Source organism: Rhodospirillaceae bacterium (genome assembly GCA_002728255.1).
Classification (GTDB): domain Bacteria; phylum Pseudomonadota; class Alphaproteobacteria; order UBA7887; family UBA7887.
Genome location: PBWV01000045.1, coordinates 1 through 10,637, shown reverse-complemented (window position 1 = coordinate 10,637; position 10,637 = coordinate 1). Strand labels below are relative to the sequence as shown.

Here is a 10,637-nt window from a genome sequence, read left to right as displayed (position 1 = left end):
TTCCCTTATGTATCGACACATGTCCCTTACAAGTTCCCTTACCTTTTCTTTCTTTTCCTTTCATTCCTCCCAGTCCCCGACATATTCCAGAGCCTTCCTTCCCTCGTCTGTACCCCATTGTACCGTTTCCAAGGTACTTATAAACTTTCCTATCCACAGACCACCGGTGTATCTACCCGCCCTCTTGGTCGGAAGAGTGTGATTTGTTCCTATTACCTTGTCTCCGAACGAAACATTCGTGCGGGGCCCTAAGAACAACGCACCATAATNGGTCAAACCGTNGAGAAAATAATNTGGATCNCTCGTCATGACNTGNACNTGTTCGAAGGCNAGNCGNTTNGCTTCCNTCAACATTTCCTCNATATCATCGCAAAGAATAACTGCNCCATAATCGGCCCACGACTTNTTAGCTATATCAGAAGTTGGAAGGATNGAAAGTTGTCGNTCCACTTCACCAATTGTACTTTCNGCCAACTGAAGGGATGTTGTTAATAGCACCGCCGGNGAGGTGGGGCCGTGTTCAGCCTGACCGAGNAAGTCAACGGCACAAAGTTCCCCATCAACAGTCTCATCCGCAATAATNAGGGTCTCTGTGGGNCCAGCAAATAAATCGATGCCNACCCTNCCNTATAANTGCCGTTTAGCCTCGGCTACNAACATGTTTCCAGGACCTACAAGCATATCAACACCGGCAACACTTTCCGTCCCCAGGGCCATAGTAGCAACAGCCTGTATTCCTCNCATTACCAAAATTTCATCGGCGCCCCCCATATGCATTGCCGCTACAATTGCCGGGTGAGGAGCACCTTCCTGAGGTGGCGCTGAAGCNACNATGCGANGNACACCNGCAACTTTAGCCGTAACCACACTCATGTGGGCCGANGCTACCATGGGATACTTCCCTCCNGGCACATAACACCCAACCGAGTTTACAGGTATATTTTTATGTCCTAGCACTACTCCTGGAATCGTCTCAACCTCTATGTCNTTCAAAGCTGCCTTTTGATGTTGCGCAAAGTTACGGACTTGTTCCTGCGCGAAACGTATGTCATCAAGATCTCTCTTCTTGACCTTTGACATAGCAGACTCAATCTCTGTTTCGGTAAGACGGAAGTTGGTGGGATTCCAATTATCAAATTTCTCCGATAACTCCCGTACCGCCTGGTCGCCACGGGTCTCAATATCGGCAAGTATACCTTCTACCTGAGCGCGAACTTTAGCATCTGCCTCATCTACCTCGGCTTGCGCCAAACCTTGTTTTAAGTATTTCGCCATAACATTCCCCCTAATTCGAATATCGTCACTTTGTAGCACAACTGGATTTTTCTCACGATGCCCTTCCATCTGAATTTTATAAATATATTGCAAGCACCCAAATTACTGCACACACCGTTTATAGGTTGTCGAAAAGGTAAGAATCGAAAGGGTNATCTATTTTAATAAACCCAGTTAATGGGTTTTACGGCCGCCTTCATAAAACCCAGTAGCCTGCTCGTTCGCTCGTCCAGCTTTATCATAAACCTCAACCGGCCCATCCAGATGCCCATTTTTGTAACTTCCACGCATCCATAGCTGGCCATTCTCATGATAGACCAGCCAGGGCCCCTCTTCCTCTGCATTCTGGTAAGCGCCTTCTTTCCATAGTTGGCCATTGCTGTGGTGGAAAACCCAGACACCTTCTGCTTTTCCTTTTTTGTAANCCCCCTGTATCCACAACTGTCCATTNTCGTGGTAAACAACCCAAAGGCCTTCCTCTGCCCCATCACTATAGTCGCCCTTTTTCCAAACCTCGCCTTTACTCTGATAAATAACCCAAGAACCATCCCGTTCTCCGGCGCTNTAACTACCCTTCTTCCACATCTCGCCGTTACTCTGATAACTAATCCAAGGACCTTCTTTCTTGCCATCCTTATAAGATCCCTGAGCCCGNAGTTCTCCATTGTTCCAATAACTCACCCAAAGGCCATCCTTTTTGCCTTCCCTGATATGCCCGCGCTCTCTTGCACCATCCACTTGCCCCGTAAATAGAGTCTCATCAATTTTTTGNTAGTAGATACCGTCTCGTTCAACTAAGTCTTTCCAGTNNACAATTTCGCTCGCTTGCGAAGGAGATACNANCAAAATAACTAGCCCCAAAAACCTAAAATTTCTCATAACAAGCGCCGTTCTTTCCTAATAGGTCGGACATTCCATAAATCGATTATCGGTACCCCAAAGACGTCCCAAAATTAAAAGCATGGGCCAAACGCCCCCAGTGTGCTTTACCCAGAGTCTTAAATAAAACTCTCTCCGAATGGCATCAACTTTAATGCACTNCTCCCAATTAACTTACTTCTTGGGGGATTCCATTAAGACGGTAACCCCCATATCCCAATATTTGTTTCTCAAGTTATGATCGTAACTTCGAAAGCTAATCCTAGTTTGCGTGCCTTCCAGCTGTTCCAACGCGTGTTTTACGCAGTCATCCACAGTTTGCAATGGGTGTTTTGGGTGAGCCTCAATATCATACATGAGGTCATTAGGCCCCCAAGTTAGGCANTCCACACCCGAAATTGCNAGNTTCCTAGCTGACGTAACAGCCCTCAATGACTCCATTTGAAGACATAAGTATCCNGTATTATTCCACCAATCGCTATATTCCAGTCTATCCGATATTTCTTCAATGCCATAACGCTCCACACCACCCCAACTGCGTAACCCTTCCTGCGGATAGTAAAAATAGTCTACAGCCTCCTTTACGGTTTCAATATCATTTACCTGAGGCACTTCGATCCCCAAAGGTCCGAGGTCTAAGATATTACCAATGAGGTAAGTATCTCTGGTATGTTTAATTCTAAATTGTNTTGGGATACCTAGCTTCTTTGTATGTCGACATAAATTCACTAAAGTTTCTTCGTTGAANGCCGNGTGCTGGCTNTCGGTAGTAACGAAAGCATAGTCATCCTTACTTATTATTTCTTCNACTTCATTCAAAGTGGAATTAATAGGCACAGAAACCCCTATCAAGAGTTCGCCCTTATTGATTCNCTCTTTCAAACNTCTAGCAGNCATTTANATTCCCTATGCAATTCCCAANTTAAATACCTTGAANTANTTAAGTTGTGACAACTANAAACCCTTCAGTATTGTGCCACCATATGCATCCATCCGATCAAGATTAAATNCCTCNATGATACTTTTNCGGAGNNCNTGTATCCCNNCNGGNTTAGCATCNGCCGTTTCCTGATCTTCATATGTCGCAGTTGCTACAAACATGTCCCCATTATCATGGATCATTTCNGTCGAAATCGCTCCACGTGCCTTCATCGCAGGAACNATCNTTTCTTCAAAAAATTTTACTTCAGATGACCAATCCCGGTCGCCCTGAAATGTNCCAATGAATACTCNCCNATACGTCATTCTTAACCCTCCCATTANTCTCTGAACAAGTGCCNAATCTACAGTTTTACTTTTAGCTTAANTGACNAAACTGCGTTGATACTTTAGGCAGTNAGGTCACCATCAACGTACATAGCATCGCNCCCTAAAGCCTCGCTATTCCCCCTGATCTAAATCGGGTAATAAGTGGCCCCGCGGATCCACAACATTCCGAAGCAAATGTAGATCTTCTTCTGTGGGTTCCGGTGTCGGAGGCACATCTGACAGGTCACCAAGCTCAAAACCGGTCGCACTTCGCAGAGCCGCCTCACTAACGCTAGCGTGGATGGAGCGCACCGTCATACGACCAATCTCACGGTCAAAATTGAAAATGCATTTAGGCGTTATAACTAGAGCCGGGCCACCACTATGAAGGCCTAACTCCGCCCTCCCTGCAAGGCCGCCTGGATAACCAACGCCGGAAACATAATCAACTTTATCAACAAAGTTCCGTGCCTCATGATGCGGCATCATTATGTATTCCCGCCCGAACAAAGTCATGTGCTCAGGGTGGAGAATGGGCCCTACCAAACGCACATCGGGGCGATCGGGATTGCCAATGCAAACACCGTTAAGATTACCTTGCGAATCTACCTGTACACCGGAGCTAAACCCAAAGCTGATATCACCACGTTTGAGTACAAAATGTCCTGGATAGTCAATTGACTGTGCCTCGCAGGGAAGATCACGCAGACGCTCGTCGAACTCCAGNTCAGGCAGACNGTGCANCTGCGAGAGATCTGGGTTGTGCGACCAACCGGCCAATAACACCGTAAGGCTTGGCGCATGCGTGCGTTGGGCCAGCGCCATAGCAGCTAGTGGAATTCCAGTGATGTAGACCGCCGCNGCGCGTCCTGTCCCCANCCCGGTAAATCCCACCTCCCCATCGCTGAACTCTTTTGCCAATAGCACGGCCAGTCGTTCTGAAAGGCTGCAAGCCACAGTCACGCGCCCACCCCCGTGGTTTGTAATGCAGCAAGTCGCGCCACCCCTAGGTTCTCAAGATAGGCATCGTGATCCGATAAACCGTGTACCGTCGCGTCNAGATACTTGGCAAAGCCCTCGTCTGTCTTAGCTGCCCTCACATACTCCTCGAAGGCACTCTCATCGATGCGGGAAATTCCAAGAACCGGACAAGGGTGNGCACCCCAAGGGGCCTCGGCTATGCACTCGACTCGATACGATGGAACTTGATTAAGCTCCGCCTGCCGACGAACTTCGTCATTGGATACAATACGCTCAACCGTAACGATGATACGGTCACAAGAGCGCGCTAAAGTGATATCAAGGCTTTGTGGTAACAAACGTCGACGTGGCACCAAAACATTGCCGTATTCATCCCCCATGATGGCGTGGATAATCGCTATTTCGGGATCTGCGGGCGGCACCGCCCAAAGCCTTCGGCCAGTAAGCGGGCAGTCAAACTCTTTAATCTTGGGATTGCGCTGCACAACATCACTGCCGCCAAGAAACGATACTGGAAGGAAAGTCTGGGCCTGCTCGCTTGCACGAAATCGATCCCAACTCATAAGTTCGGGGTAATCCACCATCTCCAGTTTACCCTCTTGCACTCGCCGTCGGAAATTTGGCGCAAGCCCAAACTTCTCCAAACCCACATATGAGCTTTCTACACATTTTAGTGCATTGGATCCCGCCAACATGTCAACCTCCGGGCCATTGACCACCCCAACAACGGTCAGGTCACGCCGACTCTGGCGGATCAGTTCTCGCACAAAGGCCATAGGACGCTGATAAACGGAGAAACCCCCAAGGGCGATGCGTGCACCATCGCCTACACGACCCACTGCATCAGCTAAGGAAACTTGCTTACTCTTTCTTAAAGCCATAAAACCAATTCTAACTGCAAATTTATTAAGAAACAAACCTGGGAAGTTATTCGGCGGAAAGAATATGGCTAATCACTGATCGCTATTTTTGCCGCCTCAAGGACTTCTGGGGTTACAAGAACAGTCATCGTCAATGCGAGAAACGAAAGTGTCTTGCCGTGGCCGTCAAGGTTAAGGCTACTGTTGACACCCCCTTGCAGTACGTTCTCGATAACAAAATTAAAAGCCTGGAGGTTGGGTAGGTCGTACCGGCGCGCTTCGGTAGCGCCACGATGGCGAAACATCGCAAGCATTCGCTCTTCCGTCGCCTGTTCAGCAATCACTGCGTAGGCGCTGGGGTCATAGGGAATAATGCTGAGAGTTGAGCGATCACCTTTATCTCCTGTGCGCCCATGTGCGATTTCATAGAGCGGCACCTCAACTTTTCCGTCATATGTCATCTTCAGTCACCATAGTTATCCTTGGCTTCACATCCTTGTTGGGCACCAAAACTGATCCCGTCTTGACCCGCCAGGTGGTATTTCGCCGCACCCCACCCCCGCCAGCTGGACCTGCACAATATAACGACTCAACTTCTCGCGCGACCAAGGCGGCAGTAGCTTCATCATTTGCATTAGCTGCGGCTCTCATTCGCACCTCTTGCGGCTCTCCGCTGAAAGACCTTGTTAGCTGACCCGTATCCCCGTCATGAATACTGATTGTTCCTATCAAATCGGTTCGAAGGTCACAGTCTAGCCCCAGAATATCCACCCGCTCCCGTATCGTCTGTGCCGCGAGCCGGGCCCGAGCTAGCGCATTCGGCCCAGCATAAGAAATCTCCCCCTCCCCAAGCCAACCACCATCAACACTAATCGTAACCTTCCAGTTATCTGGAGCCGGTTTTCCCTTAGCCCCAGAAACACGCACCCGATCTAGCCCAACCTGCTCCACCTCAACCTCCGAGATATCGAGAGTTACATCTGGCGTCAGATAATTGGCCGGATCATCCACCTCGTAAAGAATTTGCTCCTTAACAGTGCGGGTATTAACGACACCACCCGTACCGTTTGGCTTAGATATGATCAGACTACCGTCTTCGTTCACTTCTGCAATTGGGAAACCAACATTTGCCAATCCCGGAACGTTCTTGCGACCAGGATCAGCATAATAACCACCAGTAATTTGCGCACCACATTCAAGCAGGTGACCGGCCAAAACGCCCGCTGCCATTTTGTCCCAATCGTCCGACGCCCAATCGAAATGATGCATTAACGGCCCTAACGCCAGGGCAGAATCCGTTACCCGGCCAGTGACGACAATATGTGGGTCTTGACCAAGCGCGTCTGCTATCGGCTGCGACCCCATATAAACATTGGCCGAGAGAATTTTCGTATTTGCCAAGTCGAGAGGTTTCTCTTTGCCCCATTGTTTAGTTTGTAAACCGCGAATGTTTTCCCGAAGATCATCGCCATCAACAACTGCCACACGCAATCCAGAAATACCGAACTCCTTGGCCAAAGTGTGCAACCGCCGGGCGGCGCCCATCGGGTTTGCCGCCCCAAAATTGCCGATAATCGGCACTGCGCTTTCAATACAGCGCTGTAAAACCGGGCCGACGAAACCCGCGATATTCGGTGAATAACCCTTCTCGGGATCGGAAAGGCGTTCTCGCTGAGCGAATGCCAATGTACGTTCTGCTAGAGTTTCATAAAACAGTGCCGATGGTTTCCCTGATGATACCAGGGACTCCACAACTGGAATGCCCACGTCCGTCCGATCAAAAGCAAAAGCAGCGGCATTTCCAATATGCATTTTGTCCGAACTCATCAAAAATTTTCCCACCAAATCCGCATCAAGGGCCTTAACTCCTGGGCTTGCGAAGCGCTCTAGGCTATGTGCTTAAATTTTTAATTGCCAACACTTCTCTGGTAGGCCCAGCACCTAATATACATTCCATTTCCATCAGACTGTCTGTCGAGCAGAAAATACAGCCCGTCGTGGCTCACAACGTAATGACTCTCACCATACGGAATATGCGTCCTTTCCCCATACAATGCAGCATCCATACATTTATCCTCACTAACTTTTACATCCTCCAGATAGATACGGTTATAATGACTGTAAATATTATCTGTATCGGCTAAAGCACTGGTTACAATGCCAACTAGAAAAACAAATGGGAGAATAACGAATAGTTTTTGCATCTTATTATCCCTCTAATCACTAATTACCAAATTGTTGCCAAAAATACTGTTATCGACAATAAAAAGGTATCCACCAGATGATTGCATTTTACATGTTTCCTCTGCGTCATTCAAAAATATAGTTTTCTTATACTCTACTGATTAAGCAAGGTTAGTATAGCTTGAATAAGTTGTGTGTTTGATACCTGACATATCACCAGTGGAGTGGAAGTAGTGGTTCCGTTTGATACAATCCTCTTCAATTTCTTTCAGAGTTTGTTTGTCTAAAACCACGGAGAGAAAGCAAGGGTCGTTTCGGAGGGTTTTAAGTCCACTTATGAACTCTTCTTTGACATCCACTTCCAAGTCGTTTTCTGTCGATATTTATAATAATGATATAGGCGTGACGGGGCTCATACAGCGTCGATGCTGCATATGATCTAGTTTTTGAAGTTTTTGGAACCGCCGCGGTTGAACTGGTTTTGTTTTATTGCACATGACAGCGTCCCAATCTGCATCTAGATCTGCATGTAAGGCAAATGACTTCCATAGGCACACGATCACTTCCTATGAAAGCCNANNAANAAGGCCCGGAAGCCTGTTAAATCCCTAAATCCAGTTGATTGTAGTTTCTGAGAACTGTCTCACGAGTTTCTTCAGACCAACGCAATGAACCAGCCTCCGCAGCCATTGGCCGATATAGGTAGGGAGCCTCTTCTGGGTAACACTGTTGCCGAGCGTCAATTGCCAGTTGTATGACCCGCGAGCGCCGATGAATACGTTCGTCGTCGTAGCAAAAAGACTGTTTATCTCCAGCGTCCCATCCCTCTACCCCCTGGACCGATGCACGCCGGTGGAAGCCAAAGACATAGGTCACACGTGGCTGATCTGACCTATTGGGAAAAGAGCAGTGGAGCATTTGTCGGCTACAGATGGCAATATCACCGGCGGCACACAACAAAGGCACAGCTCCGGGCAGCTTATCTGACCCACCGTTTTCCATAATCAACTTCTTTATATCCATTTTACCTTTGTCATGGCTCTCCGGAATTATCCAGAGCGCATTCATCGGATTGGTGGGATACAACTGTGCCATAAAGTTAAACCCGTGTGTTCCGGCATCGAGGTTAGGATTTTCCCAATGCGTCGTGCCATCCTGATGCCATGATACCGCGGCGCCATAGTGAGCAGGCTTAACCCAAACTGCTTCCTTAAAAGGCACAAAATCGGGGCCGTTGATCGACTCAGCAACCCGCAATAATTTCGGGTGTCCATATAGTCTAAGGTTGGACTCCATAATCTGCATACTTCCGCCAATAGTCAGGAGCACTTCCTCTGGCCCATCAGAAGGTGCCTCAAATTCAGTCATTTTGACAGGATAGCGGCCCCCAGTGCTGTCTGTAGCGCCCATTGGATCGCTTAAAGGCTTGGCAAACTTGAACCTAACACTCTCAAACCCATGATCAATAGAAGGTTCTCCCTGGGCATCAANATCCGCACCTTGATGGGTGGGCGCCCGCGCTATCGCACTTTCGAAATCTTTCACTAGACTTTTAACTTCCTCGGCACCAACGGCACCTTCTAGGACATAAAAACCATAGCGCCAATATGCAGCAAGAATATCGGGATCCAAATTTCCATCACTGGTAAATTTTAGAGGCCCACGATTGGGCAACGCGTAGGCTTTTTGCTCTCCATCACTGAAATAATCGCCCATCTTTTCATCTCCACACGACAATGTTGCTACNCTCTATCATAGANTGTAGCATCCGAAGATCTTTTCNGAAAACATCCAATTAAAAAATCGAAGAATATTGCGCACTGCATACGAGTGATTTCCGCAGAAAGCACCCGATTCGGANATACAACTNAACTTCAAAATACTCTTNTTAAATTACCGTTAATTTATTTAACGACTTAAGCTAAGGCTTAAATATGAACAACGTTGGAAGGAAGATGACAAACATCAAAAAATTCACGGCACGTTATGCTGCAAACGATCGAAACATANCTCCTTCCACTTTCCTGAGAAAAGATTCNAGGGGAATAATATAATCCGTGCCCGAATCTAAAAACCCACTGTTGTGAGCCCCTCTAATCTCGAGAAATTCTTTTGTTTCTTTTGCAATATTGTACAGAGCGAGTCCATGCTTGAAAGGAATGCTTTCNTCATCACGACTGTGAATAATGAGTATGGGGCTCGTAACCTTCCCAATTAATTTGGAGGAGTCGTATCGGACTCGCGCAAGTAGGTTAACAGGAAATATTGGGTATAATTTAGTACCCATCGCAACTATTGAGGTAAAAGTTGATTCGAGAATTAACGCACCAGGGCTCTCCCTTGCCGCNAGCCANGTTGCTATAGCGCCGCCTAAAGAGCGTCCAAACAATACGATTTGTTNGGGCTTTGCAGACTTTTCTTCAATCAAGAATCTCCAGGCGGCCTCGACGTCGCGATAGGTCTGGACTTCGCTTGGCTTACCGCTGCTACGGCCAAAGCCCGCATAATCAAAAATTAAAACATTTGCCGCCATGTTGTTGAGCAACGACAGCGTTTCCATGCGATGGGAAATATTACCGGCGTTACCGTGACAGAAGAGAATAGTAAGCTGGGCGTCATCACTCGGAATGTACCAAGCGTGGATGCGGGCATCCCCAGATTTTAGGTAAACATCCTCATAGACAAGCCCCGATTCANCAGGTGNTGCCACCAAAGAGTTAGAGGGATGAAAAACCAATCGTCCCTGAAAAAGGTAAAGAACTAGACACAATCCAACGTATATCAAACTGCCAATGAAAAGGCCGGTTCCTAAAANTTTCATCACCGGATCGTTACCCTCAACTCAATGCAAGTAAAGTGTGCTTCCGGATCCTATATACAGGCATTTCCAGTGGCAAGGCGCTTGAATTTTTGAGGAAGATGCGTAGTCTCATGGGGCTAAAAACCCACGCATACAAATCTAGATTGTCTAGGTTGATGTTAGGAGGAAAGGATAAATNATNCTGACGCTACTCTCTCCCGCAAAAAANATGAATATGNCCCCAACTAAAACGGGNGTCCCGATAACTAAGCCGCGTTTGCTNNACGATACTCACGAACTCGCGATCGTTGCCAAGNCCCAGACNGCGGAGGACCTGAAACGTCTGATGCACATCAGCGATAACCTCGCCACCATGAATTTCGAGCGATTCCAATCCTTTAATCTCAACA

At 47.6% G+C, this 10,637-nt stretch carries 10 protein-coding genes and 2 pseudogenes; 1 reads left to right on the top strand and 11 read right to left on the bottom strand.

Features of this window, described 5'->3' with window-relative positions:
• Positions 1–60 precede the first annotated feature (60 nt).
• From hisD to CMM32_11420, 11 genes and pseudogenes are all read right to left on the bottom strand, one after another.
• Positions 61–1,275 carry a histidinol dehydrogenase gene (gene hisD / locus CMM32_11470; protein ID MBT07511.1) on the bottom strand — a complete coding sequence of 405 codons (1,215 nt, stop codon included), beginning with the start codon at positions 1,273–1,275 and terminating at the stop codon, positions 61–63.
• A gap of 174 nt (positions 1,276–1,449) precedes the next feature.
• The gene (locus CMM32_11465; GenBank protein MBT07510.1) at positions 1,450–2,154 is read right to left on the bottom strand and encodes a hypothetical protein; all 705 of its coding nucleotides are present in this window, start codon (positions 2,152–2,154) and stop codon (positions 1,450–1,452) included.
• Between the two features lie 174 nt (positions 2,155–2,328).
• Entirely contained in the window at positions 2,329–3,051 is a 723-nt protein-coding gene (locus CMM32_11460; protein MBT07509.1) for a hypothetical protein, read from the bottom strand.
• Positions 3,052–3,108: 57 nt separating this feature from the next.
• Positions 3,109–3,414, bottom strand: a pseudogene (locus CMM32_11455) (hypothetical protein).
• A gap of 120 nt (positions 3,415–3,534) precedes the next feature.
• Positions 3,535–4,365: a hypothetical protein gene (locus tag CMM32_11450; protein ID MBT07508.1), complete on the bottom strand. Its 831-nt coding sequence runs from the start codon at positions 4,363–4,365 to the stop codon at positions 3,535–3,537.
• Complete coding sequence (locus CMM32_11445) at positions 4,362–5,264, bottom strand: acyl CoA--acetate/3-ketoacid CoA transferase subunit alpha (GenBank protein MBT07507.1); 903 nt, start codon at positions 5,262–5,264, stop codon at positions 4,362–4,364. Before CMM32_11445 ends, CMM32_11450 begins: the two co-directional genes overlap by 4 nt.
• Positions 5,265–5,332: 68 nt before the next feature.
• On the bottom strand, positions 5,333–5,704 hold the full coding sequence (locus CMM32_11440; protein ID MBT07506.1) for a hypothetical protein: 372 nt from the start codon (positions 5,702–5,704) through the stop codon (positions 5,333–5,335).
• The gene (locus tag CMM32_11435; protein ID MBT07505.1) at positions 5,694–7,070 is read right to left on the bottom strand and encodes a hypothetical protein; all 1,377 of its coding nucleotides are present in this window, start codon (positions 7,068–7,070) and stop codon (positions 5,694–5,696) included. Before CMM32_11435 ends, CMM32_11440 begins: the two co-directional genes overlap by 11 nt.
• Before the next feature lie 80 nt (positions 7,071–7,150).
• Positions 7,151–7,447, bottom strand: coding sequence for a hypothetical protein (locus CMM32_11430; protein ID MBT07504.1), 297 nt, complete (start codon positions 7,445–7,447; stop codon positions 7,151–7,153).
• Positions 7,448–8,027: 580 nt separating this feature from the next.
• The gene (locus CMM32_11425; GenBank protein MBT07503.1) at positions 8,028–9,143 is read right to left on the bottom strand and encodes a phytanoyl-CoA dioxygenase; all 1,116 of its coding nucleotides are present in this window, start codon (positions 9,141–9,143) and stop codon (positions 8,028–8,030) included.
• A 268-nt stretch (positions 9,144–9,411) separates the two neighbouring features.
• Positions 9,412–10,248: an alpha/beta hydrolase gene (locus CMM32_11420; GenBank protein MBT07502.1), complete on the bottom strand. Its 837-nt coding sequence runs from the start codon at positions 10,246–10,248 to the stop codon at positions 9,412–9,414.
• Positions 10,249–10,456: 208 nt separating this feature from the next.
• Between CMM32_11420 and CMM32_11415 the strand changes: the two are divergent.
• A pseudogene (locus CMM32_11415) lies at positions 10,457–10,630 on the top strand (hypothetical protein).
• Positions 10,631–10,637: the final 7 nt, after the last annotated feature.